Source organism: Actinocrinis puniceicyclus, from assembly GCF_018283645.1.
Lineage (GTDB): Bacteria > Actinomycetota > Actinomycetes > Streptomycetales > Catenulisporaceae > Actinocrinis > Actinocrinis puniceicyclus.
On the sequence record NZ_JAGSXH010000055.1, the window covers coordinates 22,220 to 39,362 of the forward strand.

A 17,143-nucleotide genomic window follows, 5' to 3' on the forward strand; every position below is an offset into this window, starting at 1 on the left:
CAAAGCGTGATCGCCGCGGGCATCGCCCGGCAGGGCCGAAAGGCCCGCACCGCGAGTACGAATTGCGCTACGGCTCCGGCGCGGGACGCCGCCGGCCGATCGGCTGGTCACCACGGGCAGCGCGGACCGGCCACCGCCGTGAGCTCGGTGGCGGCTCGGGGGGTGTCAGCGCGGTGAGTGTCAGCGCGGTGAGTGTCAGGGCTCAGGGTTGCCCTGTGCAAAGCCGCGACGCCTAGGACGTCTCAGGAAGCTGCAAAGGCTGTGGGTGCGTGCGGACGCGGATCACTCGCGGGCGTCCCGGCTGCGGCCCGCGGCAGGGCCTCGCCCTCGCGCGTCAGCAGCCGAGTCAGCGCGTCAGTGGCCTCGACCCGGTCATGCCGGCGGCGCTCTGCCCCTCGCCGTGACACGGCACGCCGCGGATGCCGCTATCATTGCATAGTGCAATAAGAAGTCCATCGAGTTGACTTGCCTGACCCACCAGCCCAGCGCGCGCGAGGAAGGACGAGGGGACGCGCCACCGTCCCGCAGACGCCATGAGCTTGAAGATCGACGGCGGCCGTGACGCGTTCCGCCGACGCGCGTGCGTCGGCGGGTGCCGCGTCGGTCGGGCCGCAGGAACGCAGGGGCGGGAACCGGCCGTTGCGTCGCGGGTCGGCACGACAAGATCGCAGCTCACGGTGGCCCCGTGCGCAGTCGAGCAGGTGCGGGCGGCGAGACGCGACGCGCCGCCGCCTTCCCTGTTCAATGAGCCAGAGGGGGTGCGCGAGCCGGGCGATGAGGATCCGGACCGCCGCTGCCGGGCCAGCCGCGCGGTCACCACCGCCATGACGCGGGGCGAGCGTGCGTCGATCTCCTGCGCGGCCCGCGACGGACGCGAGGTACCGATGCAGAAGTGTGAACTCAGCGCCGGTCGGCGGATTCGTTGCACGGTGCAAGACCAGGCAGCGCCCGTTCCGCCGCGGCCGCGGCGCGGCGGGTCAGTGCCAGCCGGGCAACCCCGGCACGTCGTTGGGTGGCTCGCCGCCGGCTTCGGTGAACTTGCGCAGCGCGGTGATCAGGTCCTCGCGCGCCTGCGGATCCAGCGCCTCGACGATCGCGGCCATCTGCTTGCGGCGGTTCTCGGTCACCTGCCGAACCACCTCCCAGCCGGAGGGCGTCAGCCGCAACCGGACCTCGCGGCGGTTCTTGGGATTCGGGATCTTCTCCACCATGCCCGAAGCCGACAGCCGCTCGACCATCCGCAGGGCGGTGGACGGATTCACGTCAAGGTTCTCCGCCATTCGCGCCAAGCTGCTGGGGCCCTGCGCGTCGAGCACGACGAGCATCCGGTACTGCGGCAGCGTGAGGCTCTCCTCGACCGCCGCCAGCGACCGAGCGGCGATCGCCACCAGCAGGCGCGAGGCGGTCAGCAGTTCGCCGATCACCCGCTCGCTGTCCTGATCCACCGCCCCGCGCGGTGTCCACGATGTCGGCATGCGCACCTTTCTACCGGGAACCACCGCCGCCCGCCATGCAATCGCTCTACAGCCCGCCGGAGTGTCCATGCCTAACCCAACGCCAAACACTATAAGCGCTCGGCGTTCGAAAACCGGAGCGGAGCGCCAAGACCGCGGTACACGTCCACTGCGCGCTCCGGCGACCGGCGTGCCGGCCGTCGGCAGCCCGATGCGACGCGTGCTGCCGGCGCTTCGCGAGTCGAACGGCGGTCTGGCGGTGCTCGCCGTGACGGTCGGCGCCGGGGCGGGTGCGGGCGCGATCGCCTTCCGCTGGCTGATCCGCACGTTCACGCTGCTGCTTTCCGGGCACGCCGACTATTCCGCGGCAGGGCACGCGGCCAACCCGCACATCGCGCTCCTCGGTCGGTATTTCGTGCTGTTCGCGCCGGTGCTGGCCGGGCTGCTCTACGGTCCGCTGGTGGCGCGCTTCGCCCCGGAGGCGCGCGGGCACGGCGTGCCGGAGGTCATGTACGCCGTGGCCCGCCGCTCCGGTCGGATCGGCCCGCAGGTGGCGGTCGTCAAATCCCTCGCGTCCGCGCTGTGCATCGGCGGCGGCGGCTCGGTGGGGCGCGAGGGACCGATCGTGCAGATCGGCTCCGCGCTCGGTTCCACTCTCGGGATGTGGCTGCGCGTGGCCCAGTTGCGTTTGCGCATCCTGGTGGCGTGCGGCGCGGCCGGCGGCATCGCGGCGACCTTCAACGCCCCGATGGCCGGGGTGTTCTTCGCGATGGAGCTGATCCTGCGGGACTTCACCGCGCAGTCCTTCGGCATGGTCGCCCTGGCCTCGGTGACCGCCAGCGTCATCGGCCGCACCGCGTTCGGCGACACCCCGTTCCTGCACCTGCCCGCCTTCCACGTCCAGCACCTGGGCCAGTACGCCCTCTTCGCGCTGCTGGGCCTGCTGGCCGGCGTGGTCGGCGTGGCTTTCACGCGGGTCCTGTACGCGGTGGAAGACCTCTGCGACGCGGTGTCGCGGGTGCCGGCGTGGGCGCGCCCCGCGGTCGGCGGCCTCGCGCTCGGCGCGCTGCTGCTGGTCCTGCCGCAGATGTACGGCGTCGGCTATCCGGTGCTGGCCAACGGCGTCTACGGGACCTACTCGGTCGTGTTCGTCCTGGTGCTGATGTTCGGCAAGATGGTGGCCACCAGCCTGACCATCGGCATCGGTGGCAGCGGCGGGGTGTTCGCGCCCTCACTGTTCATCGGCGCCATGTTCGGATCCGCCTTCGGCCAGACCGCAGGGCACCTGCTGCCCGCGCTGGCCGGGCCGCCCGGCGCGTACGCCCTGATCGGCATGGGGGCGGTGTTCGCCGGATCCGCCCGCGCCCCGATCACCGCCGTGGTCATCATGTTCGAACTGACCGGCGACTACACCGTGATCCTGCCGCTGATGGCCGCCATCGCGCTGGCCACCGGTGCCAGTGCCCTGATCTCCCGGGACACGATCTACACCCTCAAGCTGCGGCGCCGCGGCATCGACCTGGACGCGCCCGTTCCCGCCGCCCTGCTGCCCGGCCGCACCCTGCGCGACGTGATGGAACCGGCGCCCACGCCGTTGCCCGAGGACACACCGCTCCACAAGGCCGAGGACCGGCTCTCCCGGGCTCGCCACGGCGCACTGCCCGTGGTCGGATCCGACGGCGAATACATGGGCGTGCTGACCGCTCAAGCCGCCGCCGGAACGCTCACCGACGAACGCCGGGCCGACATGACCGCCGACATCCCGGTACGGGAACTGATTTTCCTGCCGCACGTCGTGACGCTGGAAACCCCGCTGCACGAGGCGCTGGACGCCCTGGTGGCCGCCGAGCAGTCCGGGCTGCCCGTCCTGGACGAGAGCGGCCTGCGGCTCGCCGGCTGGATCACCCACCAAAGCCTGCTCGCAGCCGTCCACAAGGCCCATGCCGTCACGCGGACGGTGTCCTGAGCCGGGCGGGCGGGTAGTGCGCATACCGCCTTTCAACGTTCTCGAAATCGCAGTGCACACGGAGGAGAAGCGAACCGATGGCCGACGCCGCAAAGGGATCCACCGAAGAGGGATCCGCTGAAGAGAACCGCGCCGACAAGGGATCCGTGGACAACGGATCCCCCGACAAGAGCGTGCACAAGAGGCCGGGGCCGGTCGCACGCGCGCTGCTCAGAGCGCCCGGCCGGCTGTACGACCTGCACGCCGGATGGCTGCTCGACCACCGCTTCATCCGCCTGACGCACCTCGGGCGCCGGTCGGGCCGACGGTACCGGACCATGCTCGAGGTGGTCGCCACCGACCCGTCGCGTGACGAGGTGTACGTCATGGCCGGTCTCGGCGAGCGCGCCGACTGGTACCGCAACCTGCGGGCGGGCGGCGCGGTCGAGGTCGCGATCGGCCGGCGCCGCTACGCACCGGTCTACCGGGTGCTCGGCGAGCAGGAGGCCGCCGACGTGCTCACCCGCTACGAGCACGACCACCCGCTGGCCGCGCCCGCCGTGAGGCGCGCGCTGACATGGCTGGTCGGCTGGGATTACGACTCCTCCCCGGGCGCGCGGCGGCGGCTGGTGCACCAGGTGCCGATGATCGGTTTCCGCCCGGCGCAGGAGGACGAACCCGCGCGCGGCGACGAACCGGCGCAGGGCGAAGACGCGCGTTCGTAGCGCCGTCAGGCGCCGTCACCGCAGGCGGCGTGCGAGGGTCGCGGCGCCGCCTCCGCGCAGGTGGCGCACGCCCTCGCCGCGTCCGGTGACGGCGAGCATGAGGTCCTCGGCGCTGCCCAGGACCAGGGCGCCGCGCCCCCAGCCGAAGTCGAGGTCGTCGGCTTCGAGGCGCAGCCCGTCGAGGCAGCCGCGCGGCACGAGCGTGGGGCCCGGGGCGCCGGGCGGAATCTTGAACGCGACGAGGAACCGCAGCGCGATGCCCAGACGCTCCGGCGGCGTGTCCCGCTTGATGCCGAGCGGCCGGCGGATGTCCAGATGGTGTACCAGCAGGTCGGTCAGCGGCGCCTCAGGCCCCTGACCCGGCGGGGTGAAGCGGGAGTCGGCCAGCCGCCGCAGGTCGGCGGCGAGCCGCGCGGACGGATTGGCCGCCCAGCGGGCGGTGAGCTTGTCGTTGGCGCGGTCGAAGCTGCCGCGCGCGAGCATCAGGGTGCGCAGGAACTCCGCGGGTTTGACCTGAAGCACCATCACGACGTGCGCCGCCACATCGTGCACACGCCAGCGGTGGCACAGGCTCGGCGCGCTCAGCTGCGCCGAGCGCAGCTCGTCAAGCACATCCGCCAGTGCGCGCCGTTCGTCGGCGACCATCTCGAAGACGTCCACGCAGTGACGGTCGCACGAGGCGCTGATCTATCGCTGACCACCGGCTGACTGCCGGCTGACTGCGGCGGTCCCCGGACAGCCGTACGGGCCGGAAAGATCCGGCCCGTACGACGCCGAGCTCATGTCCCACGCTGCTGTCGGCTACCGGTGGTCGGGGCCGACGGACTCGCGGGCCGGCTCGGGCGGCCGGACCGGGTTCGCGGCCGCGCCGCCGGGCAGCAGCCGGGCCAGGCCGGAGGGCAGCCACCAGTTCCAGCCGCCCAGCAGCCGCATCAGCGCCGGCACGAGCACCAGCCGGATCAGCGTGGCGTCCAGGGCGATCGCGGCCGAGAGCGCCAGGCCGAACTGCTTGAGCTCAAGCACGTTCGCGATCATGAAGCTGCCGAAGACGGCGACCATGATGGCCGCGGCGGCTGCGATCGGCCGGGCGGTGTGCTCGATGCCCGTGGCCACCGCGGTGGCGTTGTCACGGGTCTGCTGCCACACCTCCTGCATGCGGCGGATGAGGAAGACCTCGTAGTCCATCGACAGGCCGAACAGCATCACGAACACGCTGATCGGCAGGTAGACCTGGAGGAAGCCGACGCTCGTGAAGCCCAGCAGCCCGGAGCCGTGGCCCCACTGGAAGACCGCGACGGTCAAGCCCATGGCGGCGGCGGTCGCCAGCAGGTTCATCGCGACCGCCTTGACCGGCAGCACGACGCTGCGGAAGACCACGAGCAGGAACAGCAGCGAGAGTCCGAGCACGAGCAGCAGGATGTACGGGACCTTCGCGTTGGTCTCGTGGGTCAGGTCGAGGAAGACCGCGGTCGCCCCGCCCACCAGCGCGACCGTGCCGGTGTGCGCGGTGGTCTGCGGGATCACCTCGTCACGCAGATGCCGGACCAGGTCGGTGGCGGCCGAGGAGTCGATCGGCACCGACGGCACCGCGTCGATCAGGACCCGCCCGCCCACCTGCTGGGTGTCCACGGCGCTGACGCGCTTGTCCTGGCCGACGGTCGTGGCGAGCTGCTGCGCCTGCTGGAGGCCGCTGGGCGAGAGCGGGGTGTCGCCCGGCCCGGTGACGATCATCTGCACCGGCGAGACGACGCCGGGACCGAAGGAGTGCTCCAGCACCTGCTGAGCCTTGGCGGAGGGCTTGCCGGTCAGCGAGGCGGTGCCAAGGTCGATGCCGTAATGCATGTCGCCCACCGGCAGGGCGGCCAGCACGAGGACCGCGACGGCCGCGACGCCGGCGGTGACCGGGTGGCGCATGATCGTGTGCGCCCAGCGCGCCCAGCCGCCGCTGTTCTCCAAGGCACCCGGCTGGATGTCGGCCGGCTGGAAGCGGCGCGGCAGCGAGCCGCGGTTGACCCGGGCGCCGAGCATGACGAGCACCGCGGGCAGCAGCGTCCACGCGGCAGCCAGGGTACTGACGACCACGATCAGCACGGCGACGGAGATCTCCTGGAAGACCGAGGAGTTCACGATGAACAGCGAGCACATCGAGATCGCGACCACGACGCCGGAGAACAGCACCGTGCGACCGGAGGTGGCCATCGCGGAGCCGGCCGCCTCGGCGATCTGGTCGGCCTGGGCGCGGTGCTGCGGGCCGCCGCCCTTGCCGGTCACCCCGCGCCGGGCCAGTTCCTCGCGGAAGCGGCTGACGATGAACAGGGCGTAGTCGATTCCGATGCCGGTGCCGATCATCGTGATGATGGTCACCAGGAAGGCGTCGAAGTTGAAGGCGAGGGTCAGCAGGGTGACGATGCCGAAGGCCAGCACCAGCCCGGCCATGGCCAGCAGCAGCGGCAGCAGGGCGGCGACCACGGCGCCGAGGGCGAACAGCAGCACCGCCAGCGCGATCGGCATGCCGATGGACTCGGCGTGTTCGGAGTCGGCGTTCTCGACCGCGGTCAGGTCGTTCGTGATCGGCGAGTAGCCGGTCAGGTACGCCTGCACTCCGCCGGCGTCGTTCTTCACCGCGTCCTGCACGGCGTTCTGCACCTTGCCGGAGCGCGAGGTCAGCTGGCTGGGGCTGCCGTCGAGGCCGATCAGCGCGAGCGCGGCGTGGTGGTCCGCGGAGACCTGGTCGTGGGCCTTGGGGTCGAAGGGGCTGAGCACTCCCGCGACACCGGTCTGGCCGTGCGCGGCGGCCAGCACCTTGTCGACGGCCGCCCGCCCGGCGGTGTCGGTGATGTCGCCGGGGCTGTTGAAGACGATGACGTCCTGTTCGGCCCCTTCGCCGGCGAAGTGGCGCTGGAGCAGCGTGCCGACCTGTGCGGACTGGGAGCCGTTCACGCCGTAGTTCGGCCCGCCCAGGTGCGACTGCAGGACCGGGAAGCCGGCCATGCACGCGACCAGGATCGCCAGCCAGGCGATCAGGACCGCCTTGCGGTGGTGCGCCATTCTGACGCCCCATTGGTGTGCGCTCATCGTGGTTCTCCTGCCAGCAGGCCCAGCACGGCGGCTGCGGCCGGCTGGGTGTCGAGGTCGGGGTCGAGGACGAGGTGCAGGATCAGGCCGTCCAGCAGGGCGGCGATCGCGGCGGCGACACCGTCGGCGGGAACGCCGGCCGCCAGCGCGCCGCGCTGCTGGTCGCGGCGGACCAGGTCTGCCAGTGCCTTGCGATAGTCGTGCAGTTCGGCGGCGATAGGGGCGCGTAGCAGTGGGTCGCGCGCGGCCTGCCGGGCCGTTTCGAGCAGTTGTGCGACCGCGGGATCGGCCAGCCCGCCCGCGGCGTACCAGGCGAAGGTGCCTTCCAGCAGTTCGGCGACGCTGCCGGCCTGCGTGGCGAAGGCCGCGGGCGCGGCCAGCGCCTGCCGGGTGGCGGCCAGTGCCGCCTCGCGCAGTAGTTCCTCCTTGCCCGCGAAGTGGTAGCTCACGGCGCCGTGCGGCACCCCGGCGCGGGCCGCGATGGCACGGGTGGTGACCGCGCACCAGCCGCTCTCGGCGACCAGGGCGGCTGCGGCGTCCAGTAGTGCCCGGCGGGTCGCAACCCCCTGCTCCGCCGTGGACGGTCTTCGACCTGGGCGGTTGCGGCGAGTGCTCGGGTTGTCCATGCGGCCAATCGTACTCTGATCATTGCACCGTGCAAGGCTTTTTCGCTGCATTGTGCAAGGATTTTTCCGCGACCTTACAGTTCCCTGTGACCGGCCGACGACTCCCGCCGGGCGGTTCGGGGGAAGTCCGCGGTCGGACGGCCGAGGCGGGCGGCGAAGAACGCGCGGCCCGGCAGGGCGAACGCCGCTTCGAGACCCTCCCGCGCGTCGTCGTGTTGGATCAGGATGCTGAGTGGATGCAACACGAGATCGGCGCGGGTGGCGCTTAGCCAGTAGTCGGTCAGGTAAGCGCCCGCGCGCAGGACCTGCGCGGCGGTCGGCCGGTCCGACGGGAGGGTCAGGACGCTGATGGTCGGGGTGGCCTCGGCGATCGCCGCCAGCTGCCCGGCGAGCAACCGCGGGTATCCGAGGTGTCGCAGGGTACGCATCGTTCCCGGAGCCAGGGCGAACTGCATCAGCCGGCGGCGCGGCGGCGGCAGCGGACCGAACAGCTGCGCGAACGTGAAGCCGTCGCCGAGTTCGGCGGACTGCTGCGCCGAACGGATGTAGGAGTGGGTCTCGCGCCAGGCGTCCAGGTCGCTGAAGTCGCGGCCGCCGTGCCGCCGGATCAGGCCGGCGAAGCGCTTGCGCTCCCACGGGCTGCTCAGATGGCGAACGTGCACGCCCGCGCCGGTGCTCAGCGCCGTGCCGGTGCCGGTGCCGGTGCCGGCGAGAGCGGCGAGCACGGTCCGCTCCAGCGGTTCCCGCCGGTACGGCGCCCGGTTGGTGCGCCGGGCCTGCGCGGTCGCCCGCAGTTCGGCGACGCTCTCGGAGGTGTTCCCGCGGCCGGGGGCGCCTGGAAGCGAGTCGGGTACGAATTTCAGGACGCTGAGCGCGGTCCAGTGCCGCGGCCAGTCCGGGTGCAGAGGCGACGCGTCATGCGCGTCGCCGCCCGGCTCGTGCGGGGGGAGAAAGGTGTCCTGTGCAAGGATCCAGCCCTGCGCGGCCAGGGCCCGCACCAGCAGCTGTCCGTACAGTCCGCAGCTGAGCAGCATCTCAAGGCGGTGCGCCGGCAGCGCGGACAGCTGCCGGTCCCGGTCGAGGGCGAGCGCCAGGTACCGCTGCTCGCCGGCCGCGCTCTCCTCGCGCAGAACCCGCGCGGCGGCGCGGCGGGCCTGCGGGCCGGCCAGGTGCGCGAGCGCCCAGGGCTGGCAGTTGTGCGACGAGGGGCTCAGCGCCGCGATCCGGGTCGCTTCGCGCAGTGCGTCGGGGAACGGCACCGTGCGTGGTGCCGAAGTATCAGAGGACTCATCACGAGTCGGCGGGACGGTCCGCACGTGTCACGCTACTTCCATACGAGGGCCAGCGCGTAGCCGTCGACGTCGCGCGCCCAGCCGGCCAGCCGCTGGGCGTCGTACGCCTCGGGTTCGCGCCGGCGCAGGTCGGGGCCGGCGGCCCAGGAGAAGCGGCCGTCGGGCCGCCAACCGGTGAGGGTGACCTGCCGCGGGTCCATGCGCAGGCCGAGGCCGAACCGCTTGAGCACGGCCTCCTTGCACGCCCAGTGCAACGCCGGGTTCATCCGGTGCGCCACGCGGCCGTCGCAGGCCAGCAGGTCGAGCAGCGGCGGCGGCAGCGGCCGGGTGCGTTCCAGGTCGATGCCCAGCGGCCGGGGACCGCAGGCCGCGACGGCGAACTCGCCGGAGTGTGACAGGCCGATGCGCACCGGGGCGTTGACCGCGGGTCTGCCCGCCCGCGGCCCGGCGCGCACCTGGGCGACCCTGATGCTGCGCGGGCCGGGCTCGCGGCCGTGTTGCCGGTGCTGGTGGGCGCGCACCGCGCGGGACGCCGCGACGCGGCCCGCGACCCATTCCAGCCGGCGTTTGCGCAGCCACAGCGTGGCCGCGTATTCGGCTTCCCGCGGGTGCAACTCGCGGCGTTCGAGCGCGGTGCGCGCCGCGTCGCGCAGAGCGCCGAGCCAGGCGATCGAGACGACCGCCACGGTCAGCGGCCCCGGGGCATGGCACAGGTGCAGCGGACGCGCGGGATCGAGCACCAGCCCGCGCGCCAGGGCGGCGCAGGTGGCTTCGCGATCCGGCCGCCCGGTCACCGCGCGATGTCCGGCGGAAGCAGGAACGGATACGGACGTCGAAGCACGCTGCGATGCCAGAAGCGGTCGGCCTTGCGCAGCTGCTGGATCAGCTCCCACATGCGCGCGTCGCCGCGGTAGTAGGCGGAGACCTGCTCCGCGGTGATCGGCTCGCGCAGCCGGGCGTTGGCCAGCTCCAGGAAGGCCGGGATCAGCGCGTCGAGCCGCTCCTTGTGCAGGTTGCCGAGGAAGTCGAGCAGGACGCCGCGGGTCGAGTAGAACTTGTCGAAGATCGACTTGCTCATGGTCAGCCGCACGGCGTCGCGCAGCACCCACGGCAGGGAGGTGAGGAACAGCGGCACGTCCAGCTGTTCGCGTCCGCGCGCGTCGCGCAGCAGCGGCGTGGTCACGTCCAGGTAGGTCAGCTCGCCGTCCTGGTCGATCCAGTTGGCCGCCTGGGCGTCGAGGCCGAAGGAGGGCGTGACCGCGCGGTCGACGTGGTCGAGGAAGCGCTTGAAGAAGTCCACGGCCCAGGACTGCGGCTCGGTGTGCAGCAGCCGCGAGCACAGCCGGTCCGCGGGCAGCGCCTCCTGGACGCAGTACGCGACGATCCGCCCGTCCGCCGCCTTGCGCTGCCACAGCCGGGTGTGCGCGGCCCGGATGCCCGAGCGCTCAAGCCGGTCGAGGTAATCGGTCAGTGTGTGCTTGTAGCGTTCGTAGCGGTCCGCGGTGGGGAACACCGGCAGCCGCTTGCAGGCATAAGATCCCTGAGACGTGGTCAGCTTGAGCACCAGGGTGACCTCGCCGTAGCCGAGGACGTCGAGCGCGCTGTCGTCCGCGGAGCGCAGCGCCGCCTGCACCCGGTCTTCCAGGGCGTACAGCTCGTGGTTCGGCAGCGGAAACGACATGGCGCGGGACCTAGTCCTGGCCGAGGTCGGCGGACGCGTCGAACGCGGCCTGTCCGCGCGCCCAGGGGCGGCGGTAGAACAGCAGCCCGGTCAGCGCGGCGAGGGTCAGCAGCAACAGGCCGCGCGACGGACGGCGTGCCGCGGACGCGGCGCCGGCGGGCAGGTCGGCGAGGCGCTGCTCGACGGCGTCGGGCTGCGGCAGGAACTTGGCGATGCCGTTGATCACGTAGAGGGCGCCGGAGACGCGCTGCAACAGGGCGGTGCGCTGGACCATGGTGAGCTCCTCGCTGAGTGGGATTGCGGTGGTCGGGTCAGGCTGCGGTGAAGACGAGCACGGCGTTCTGGCCGCCGAACCCGAAGGAGTTGCTCACGGCCGCGCGCAGCGGACCGCGCCGCGCCGCGCCGGCGACGACGTCGAGCTCGATCTTCGGGTCCTGGTTTTCGAGGTTGGCGGTCGGCGGGACCAGGCCGTGCTCCAGCGCCAGGACGCTGAGCGCGGCCTCGATCGCCCCGGCGGCGCCGAGTGTGTGGCCGAGCACCCCCTTGGTGGAGGTGACGGCGGGGCCGGTGCCGAACACGGCGGCCAGCGCACCGGCCTCGACCGCGTCGTTGAGCGGCGTCGCGGTGCCGTGCGCGTTGACGTGGTCGATGTCCTCGGGGGCGAGGTCGGCTTCGCACAGCGCCTGCCGGGTGGCCCGCAGGACTCCCGCGGCCTGTGGGTCGGGCGCGGTGATGTGGTGCGCGTCCGCGCTGGCGCCGTAGCCCGCGAAGCGCGCGCGGATCCGGGCGCCGCGGGCGCGCGCCGCCTCCTCGCGCTCCAGCACCAGGATCGCGCTGCCCTCGCCGATGACGAAGCCGTCGCGGTCGGCGTCGAACGGGCGGCTGGCCGCGGCCGGATCGTCCCGGCGGCGGGAGAGGGCGCCCATCTGCGCGAAACCGGTGACGATCAGGGGGCTGACCCCCGCCTCGCTGCCGCCGGCCAGCACCACGTCGCAGCGTCCTGCCAGCAGCAGATCGCGCGCGGTGCCGAGCGCGGTAGCCCCGGATGCGCAGGCGGTGGCGGTGACCAGGTTCGGACCGGTGGCCTTCACGTCGATCGCCACGTTCCCGGCGACCATGTTCGGCACCAGCATCGGGATCAGCAGCGCGGAGACCGCGCCCGGCCCGTTCTCGCGCATGACCCGCTGCTGGCGCTCCCAGGTGGCCACTCCGCCCAGGCCGCAGCCGATCACGACGCCGACGCGGGCGCCGTCCCAGCCGGCCGGGTCGAGCCCGGCGTCGGCGAGCGCCTCGCGGGCCGCGGTCAGGGCGAGCTGCACGAAGCGGTCATGGATCAGCCTGCTGCGACCACCGACATGAGCGACGGGGTCGAACCCGGGCACGGTGCAGGAGAAGTCCACCGGCAGGCCGGCCAGCTGCGGGTCGGTGCGCGCGGCGCAGCGGCCCGCGCAGACCCCGTCCCAGGTGGCCTGCGCGCCGATGCCGGCCGCGGTGACCAGGCCCAGCCCCGTGACCGCGACCGCGGTCATGAGGCCGCGGCGGCGGCGTGCGCGCTGATCAGCTCGGCCGCCTTGGCGATGGTGTCGCGCGGGGTGGCGGCGTCGTCGCTCAGCTCCACGCCGAGCTCCGCCTGCACCACGAGCAGCAGCTCGACCATGAACAGCGAGTCGATCTCCAGGTCCTCGAAGGTGGCCTGCGGCGTGATCTTCGCCGGATCGACGTCGAACCGGTGCACCAGCAGGTCCACCAAGGCGTCGTACGAGTTAGCCATCGGGCGCTCCTTAGTCCGTGAGGTCGGGTGAGAAGTATCAGGCCGCTGTGATATCGGGCCAGGTCAGGGTGACCGAACCCCAGGTCAGTCCGCCGCCGAAGGCGGTGAGCAGGACCCGGTGGCCGGCGCGCAGGTCGCCGTCGGCGCTCGCCTGGTGCAGCGCCAGCGGGATCGAGGCCGCGGCGGTGTTGCCGACGTGGGAGATGTTGCTCACGGTGCGGCCGGGGGCCAGGCCGAGCAGGTCGGCGAGCCGGTCGAGGATGCGCTGGTTGGCCTGGTGGCACACCAGGCGGTCCAGGTCGGTGTGCTGCCAGCCGGTGCGTTCCAGCGTCGTGCGCACGGAGCGTTCCATCCGCTGCACGGCGTGCTTGAACACCTCGCGGCCCGCCATGGTGAAGTACTGGTCGTCCGGATCGCCCGGCTCGTCGCGGAGCCGCTGCTGCGAACCGCCGGCGCGCACCGTGATCAGGTCTCTGCCGTCTCCGTCGCTGCCGAGGTCGAACGCCTCCAGCGCGCCGGGCTCGCCGCCGCGGCCGGCCCGCAGCAGCACCGCGCCGGCGCCGTCGCCGAACACTGCGAAGGTGGCGCGGTCGCGCGGGTTGAGGATGCTGGAGAAGGTGTCCGCGCCGATCACCAGGACCCGGTCGGCCAGTTCGGCGGCGATCAGGCCCGCGGCGGCGGCGAGAGCATAGATGAAGCCGGTGCACACGGCGCCCACGTCGAAGGCCGCGGCGCCGGACAGCCCGAGACGGCAGGCCACCAGCGGCGCGGTGGCCGGGCAGGGCCGGTCGGGCGTCGTGGTGGCGACCACGACGGCGTCGGCGCCGCCCTGTCCTGAGGACTTGAGCGCGGCGCGGCCGGCCTCGACGGCGAGATCGGAGGTGGCGGTGCCGGGCGCGGCGAAGCGGCGCTGCCGGATGCCGGTGCGGGTGCGGATCCACTCGTCGGAGCTGCCGTTGAGCGCGGCGAGTTCCGCGTTGGTCACCACGCGGTCGGGCAGCGCGCAGCCCAGTCCGGCCACGACTGCGGCCCGGGTCACTGGGCGGCGCCCGGCGGACGGGCGCGGCGGGGTCTGGCCACGTGACGGCTCCTCGATGCGGTGGGGGGTGCGGCGACCAGTGTGTTTCCGCGTGCTGACCGAGCGCTGACCGATGGCTGACCATGGCCGCGGCACCCGGCGTATCAAAGGCCGGTCAGCGGCGGGTCGGCACCGGCGGCGGCCGGCGGCGGCGCCGGAACCGGCCGGCCCGGTGATACACGAAACGGTGAAAACGACACCAAAGTCATATTGGTCGGCAATCAGCCGAAAGAGAGCTTGCGCACCAAAAGACAGACTTATTCCGTTCCGCGAAATGCCCGGGATACCCGAATAATCCATCGCTCGTCCCGAGACACCGGAGGATGGGAATGGGCGCGGCATACGGCGAGGCGCGGGAACGGCCTCGCGGTGTTCGTCCGGCGCGGTGTTCGTCCGGCGCGGTGGGTTGTACTCGGCAGTCCGCGCGAGGCAGTTCACACGAGGCAGTTCACACGAGGAAGGCGGCGCGAATCAGGTGGCGCGAATGGAAAAGCCCGCGCGCGCCGTGTGGCGCCGCGGGCAGTCGGTTGTTTCGGTCTTCCGGGGGTTTGGCGCGGCTATTGCACCGCGACGCGGAATGCGTGCCGCTGCGCCCAGATGGCGGTCGGCTCGTCGAGCCGGGAGTCCTGGCACAGGATGTCGCAGTAGCGGTGCTTGAGCCGGTCGCTCGGTTCCAGGCCGAGTTGCTCGTCCAGCCGGCCGCGCAGCCGGTGGAACAGGTCCAGCGCGTCGCTGTGCCGGCCGACCCGGTAGAGCGCGAGCATGAGTTGTTCGTAGAAGCGCTCGTGCAGCGGGTGGTGCGCGACCAGTTGGCTCAGGTCCGCGATGGCCTGCCGGTTGTCGCCGACGGCCAGGCGGGCGCTGACGATGTCCTCCCAGACCGTCAGCCGCCGCTCGTCGAACAGCGCGGCGGCGCTGCGGCAGCGCAGCCCGTCGCCGGCGTCCAGCAGCGCCGGGCCGCGCCACAGCTCAAGGGCCTGCTTGAGGTGCGACAGCGCCCGGTCCGGATAGTCGTGCAGCAGCGCGGTGCCGCGTGCCGCCAGCTCGAGGAACCGGGTGCCGTCCACACGGTCCGGAGCGATGTCGAGCAGATAACCGTTGCCGACCGCGCGCAGCACCGTCTCCGCGGGCCCCTGGCCGGTCTTGCCGTCGAGGACCCGGCGCACCCGGGTGGCCTGGGCCTGCAGCGCGTTGCGCACGTTGCCCAGGGGTTGATCGGACCACAGTTCGTCGGCCAGGTCCACATGCGAGATCGCGCGGCCCGCCTCCAGGGCGAGCGTGGCGAGCATGGCGCGGACCTTGCCGGCTCTGATGCCGCGGGAATTCCCACCTGCCGTGACAGCGACTGTCCCGAGTATGTCGACGTACACGAGGCTCCCCAAATAGAGTCGTTTTCCCTTTCAAGATGGTCGAACCTTCGGCATTGGCCGAAATAACACAACGGTAAACTCGTCTTTCCCCGTTGTCCTCGACCGAGGCACAGATCGAACTCTTGCACGCTGCAATAGTAGTGTCAAGAGTGGCGGATGATAGAAAAGTAAACAAGAAATTCCGACCGGTCGGTGTGCACTGTTTGCGCAGCTTCAAGCGCCCCGCACGAGTCGTAGCGCGCACCAGGGCCTGGGCGCGCTACGGATTTCGTATCATGAGATCCATTATATAAACTGGTTCAGGCCATGACCTGCGGTATGCGTTCTCGGTAAATAAAAGCCATCTAAGAAGTGTTCGCCGCGCGCACACCGTGATAAACCCCGACGCCGGCGCGCCAGGATAACCGGGGAAGCCTTCACAGGCCGGCTGGGCCGTCGGCCCGACGCGGGAAGCGGTGCCGCCCGCGTTCCGCTCAGCCCGCGGCGTAGCCGGGCTCGATGCGGATTCCGGCGCGCTCGTCGACGACCACGGCCATCTGGTCGAAGGCGTCCACCAGCGCGCCGAAAGCCGCGCTCTTCATGTCGAGCGCGAAGGCGTCGCGGTCGCGCACCGTGATGATCTCGAAGTAGTCGGCCGCCGCGCGATCACCGTCCGAGACGCGTTGCACGCTGAACGAGACGACGCTGGGCAGCTGCGGACAGGATGCGTAGTCGCACTCGCGCACCCAGCGTTCGAAGCGCTCGGGCTCGATCCCGGGCCGCAGCCGGATGCTGTGAATGATGACGTCCACCGGTTCTCCTCCTGGTCGGTCAGCCGCGGCGGGCCGCTTGACGGGTGTTCAGGCCGAGCGCGCGGGCGACGTTGTTGCGCTGGATCTCGTTGGTGCCGGAGAAGATCCGCGCCGGAAGGGCGTCGCGCAGCAGTGTCTCGGCCTCGCCGTCGAGCACGCCGAGCGCCCCGCGTACCTGGACCGCGTCGAGCCCGAGTTGGACCGCGGCCTCGCTGACCGCGAGCTTCGCCAGCGCCGGGGCGATCTCGTCCTCCTCCCCCGCGTCGAGCCCGCGTGCCGCCTCGTGCAGCAGCAGGCGCGCGCCGCGCAGGCGCAGGGTCATGTCCACGATCCGGTGGCTGACGGCTTGGAAGGTGCCGATCGACACGCCGAACTGCTCGCGCTGCCCGGCGTAGCGCACGGTCGAGTCCAGCACGCGCTGCATCGCGCCGAGATAGATCGCGAACAGGCAGGTGCGTTCCCAGCGCATCGAGAGCGAGAAGACCCCGGCTCCGCCGCCTTCGGGGCCCAGCAGGTTCTCGGCGGGCACCGCGCACTCGTCCAGGTAGACGTCGGCGATCGGCGAGCCGTGCAGCCCGACCTTGCCGTACGGCCGGCCGACCTTCAGGCCCGGCGTGTCCGCGTCGACGACGAAGGAGCTCAGACCGAAGAAGCCGCCCCCGGTTCGGGTGGCGGCCTGGATCACCAGTACGTCCGCGACGGGCGCGTTCGTGGTGAAGCACTTGGAGCCGGAGAGCACGTAATGCCCGCCGCGGCGCTCCGCCCGGGTGGCCAGATGCAGCGCGTCCGAGCCGGCCCCGGGTTCGGTGACCGCGTGCGCGGCGATCCGCTCCCCCGAACACAGCGCGGGCAGCCACCGGCGCTTCTGCTCCGCGGAGCCGAAGTGCACGATCGGCATCAGGCACGCGAACAGGTGCGCGGCGCAGGAGAACGCGAATCCGGTGTCCCTGCAGCCGTGTCCGAACGCCTCCATCACCGCGGCGGTCGCGCGGGCGCCGAGGCCCCCGCCGCCGTACTGCGCCGGCACGCTGGCGCCGAGCACGCCCTGCCGGCCGGTCAGCGCCCAGCGGCGGCGGAAATCCTGTTGCCCGGCGCCGTCTTCGCCGCCGAGCCGGTGCTCGGCGAAGGCGCTGACGCTGCGGCAGTACTCGGCGACGTCCGCATCGCTGTGGACGGCATCGGATTGTAATGGCTCTGATTCTGGAGCTTCGGCGGGTGCGGTGGTCACAGGCGGGCGCCTCCGTGTTCTTCGATCAGCAGGTGGTAGTTGATCCCGCCGGTGCCGAAGCTGCTGACCGCGGCGCGGCGCGGGCGGCCGGGCGGGCCGGGCCAGGG

General features: G+C 72.0%; 16 protein-coding genes. 2 read left to right on the forward strand and 14 right to left on the reverse strand.

Features of this window, described 5'->3' with window-relative positions; genetic code table 11:
• Positions 1 to 977 precede the first annotated feature (977 nt).
• Positions 978 to 1,475, reverse strand: a complete 498-nt coding sequence (locus tag KGA66_RS16350; RefSeq protein ID WP_211468991.1) for a MarR family winged helix-turn-helix transcriptional regulator — start codon at positions 1,473 to 1,475, stop codon at positions 978 to 980.
• 190 nt (positions 1,476 to 1,665) lie between these two features.
• Here KGA66_RS16350 and KGA66_RS16355 point away from each other — a divergent pair, with 190 nt between their 5' ends.
• Positions 1,666 to 3,420 (forward strand): chloride channel protein, encoded by a 1,755-nt coding sequence (locus tag KGA66_RS16355; protein ID WP_211468992.1) that lies wholly within the window; start codon positions 1,666 to 1,668, stop codon positions 3,418 to 3,420.
• Positions 3,421 to 3,497: 77 nt separating this feature from the next.
• A complete protein-coding gene (locus tag KGA66_RS16360; RefSeq protein ID WP_211468993.1) occupies positions 3,498 to 4,124 on the forward strand; it encodes a nitroreductase family deazaflavin-dependent oxidoreductase in 627 nt (208 codons plus the stop codon).
• Positions 4,125 to 4,139: 15 nt separating this feature from the next.
• Here the strand turns inward: KGA66_RS16360 and KGA66_RS16365 are convergent, their stop codons facing one another.
• The 13 genes from KGA66_RS16365 to redW form a co-directional block, all read right to left on the reverse strand.
• A complete protein-coding gene (locus tag KGA66_RS16365; RefSeq protein ID WP_211468994.1) occupies positions 4,140 to 4,784 on the reverse strand; it encodes a maleylpyruvate isomerase family mycothiol-dependent enzyme in 645 nt (214 codons plus the stop codon).
• Between the two features lie 141 nt (positions 4,785 to 4,925).
• Entirely contained in the window at positions 4,926 to 7,199 is a 2,274-nt protein-coding gene (locus KGA66_RS16370) for an MMPL family transporter (protein ID WP_211468995.1), read from the reverse strand.
• A complete protein-coding gene (locus tag KGA66_RS16375) occupies positions 7,196 to 7,825 on the reverse strand; it encodes a TetR/AcrR family transcriptional regulator (RefSeq protein ID WP_211468996.1) in 630 nt (209 codons plus the stop codon). Before KGA66_RS16375 ends, KGA66_RS16370 begins: the two co-directional genes overlap by 4 nt.
• Before the next feature lie 74 nt (positions 7,826 to 7,899).
• Positions 7,900 to 9,084, reverse strand: a complete 1,185-nt coding sequence (locus KGA66_RS16380) for a nitroreductase family protein (protein ID WP_211468997.1) — start codon at positions 9,082 to 9,084, stop codon at positions 7,900 to 7,902.
• Positions 9,085 to 9,149: 65 nt separating this feature from the next.
• Complete coding sequence (locus KGA66_RS16385; RefSeq protein WP_211468998.1) at positions 9,150 to 9,911, reverse strand: 4'-phosphopantetheinyl transferase family protein; 762 nt, start codon at positions 9,909 to 9,911, stop codon at positions 9,150 to 9,152.
• Complete coding sequence (locus KGA66_RS16390; protein WP_211468999.1) at positions 9,908 to 10,798, reverse strand: DUF6206 family protein; 891 nt, start codon at positions 10,796 to 10,798, stop codon at positions 9,908 to 9,910. Before KGA66_RS16390 ends, KGA66_RS16385 begins: the two co-directional genes overlap by 4 nt.
• Positions 10,799 to 10,808: 10 nt before the next feature.
• On the reverse strand, positions 10,809 to 11,072 hold the full coding sequence (locus KGA66_RS16395) for a DUF6041 domain-containing protein (protein ID WP_211469000.1): 264 nt from the start codon (positions 11,070 to 11,072) through the stop codon (positions 10,809 to 10,811).
• Between the two features lie 37 nt (positions 11,073 to 11,109).
• Complete coding sequence (locus KGA66_RS16400; RefSeq protein WP_211469001.1) at positions 11,110 to 12,327, reverse strand: beta-ketoacyl-[acyl-carrier-protein] synthase family protein; 1,218 nt, start codon at positions 12,325 to 12,327, stop codon at positions 11,110 to 11,112.
• Entirely contained in the window at positions 12,324 to 12,569 is a 246-nt protein-coding gene (locus KGA66_RS16405) for an acyl carrier protein (protein ID WP_211469002.1), read from the reverse strand. The genes KGA66_RS16400 and KGA66_RS16405 overlap by 4 nt, the downstream gene beginning before the upstream one ends.
• Before the next feature lie 37 nt (positions 12,570 to 12,606).
• Complete coding sequence (locus KGA66_RS16410) at positions 12,607 to 13,608, reverse strand: beta-ketoacyl-ACP synthase III (RefSeq protein ID WP_211469003.1); 1,002 nt, start codon at positions 13,606 to 13,608, stop codon at positions 12,607 to 12,609.
• A 596-nt stretch (positions 13,609 to 14,204) separates the two neighbouring features.
• Positions 14,205 to 14,936 carry an AfsR/SARP family transcriptional regulator gene (locus KGA66_RS16415; protein WP_211469004.1) on the reverse strand — a complete coding sequence of 244 codons (732 nt, stop codon included), beginning with the start codon at positions 14,934 to 14,936 and terminating at the stop codon, positions 14,205 to 14,207.
• 554 nt (positions 14,937 to 15,490) lie between these two features.
• A complete protein-coding gene (locus tag KGA66_RS16420; RefSeq protein WP_211469005.1) occupies positions 15,491 to 15,808 on the reverse strand; it encodes a RedY/HapK family protein in 318 nt (105 codons plus the stop codon).
• A 19-nt stretch (positions 15,809 to 15,827) separates the two neighbouring features.
• Positions 15,828 to 17,036, reverse strand: a complete 1,209-nt coding sequence (redW, locus tag KGA66_RS16425) for an L-prolyl-[peptidyl-carrier protein] dehydrogenase (protein WP_211469006.1) — start codon at positions 17,034 to 17,036, stop codon at positions 15,828 to 15,830.
• Between the last annotated feature and the right edge of the window lie 107 nt (positions 17,037 to 17,143).

Excerpts from the sequence above, each read along its gene's own strand:
- KGA66_RS16390 (WP_211468999.1), bottom strand. The coding sequence starts at position 10,798 with ATGTCGTTTCCGCTGCCGAACCACGAGCTGTACGCCCTGGAAGACCGG.
- KGA66_RS16370 (WP_211468995.1), bottom strand. The coding sequence starts at position 7,199 with ATGAGCGCACACCAATGGGGCGTCAGAATGGCGCACCACCGCAAGGCG.
- KGA66_RS16355 (WP_211468992.1), top strand. The coding sequence starts at position 1,666 with ATGCGACGCGTGCTGCCGGCGCTTCGCGAGTCGAACGGCGGTCTGGCG.
- KGA66_RS16415 (WP_211469004.1), bottom strand. The coding sequence starts at position 14,936 with ATGCTCGCCACGCTCGCCCTGGAGGCGGGCCGCGCGATCTCGCATGTG.
- KGA66_RS16400 (WP_211469001.1), bottom strand. The coding sequence starts at position 12,327 with ATGACCGCGGTCGCGGTCACGGGGCTGGGCCTGGTCACCGCGGCCGGC.
- KGA66_RS16360 (WP_211468993.1), top strand. The coding sequence starts at position 3,498 with ATGGCCGACGCCGCAAAGGGATCCACCGAAGAGGGATCCGCTGAAGAG.
- KGA66_RS16405 (WP_211469002.1), bottom strand. The coding sequence starts at position 12,569 with ATGGCTAACTCGTACGACGCCTTGGTGGACCTGCTGGTGCACCGGTTC.
- KGA66_RS16375 (WP_211468996.1), bottom strand. The coding sequence starts at position 7,825 with ATGGACAACCCGAGCACTCGCCGCAACCGCCCAGGTCGAAGACCGTCC.
- KGA66_RS16395 (WP_211469000.1), bottom strand. The coding sequence starts at position 11,072 with ATGGTCCAGCGCACCGCCCTGTTGCAGCGCGTCTCCGGCGCCCTCTAC.
- KGA66_RS16350 (WP_211468991.1), bottom strand. The coding sequence starts at position 1,475 with ATGCCGACATCGTGGACACCGCGCGGGGCGGTGGATCAGGACAGCGAG.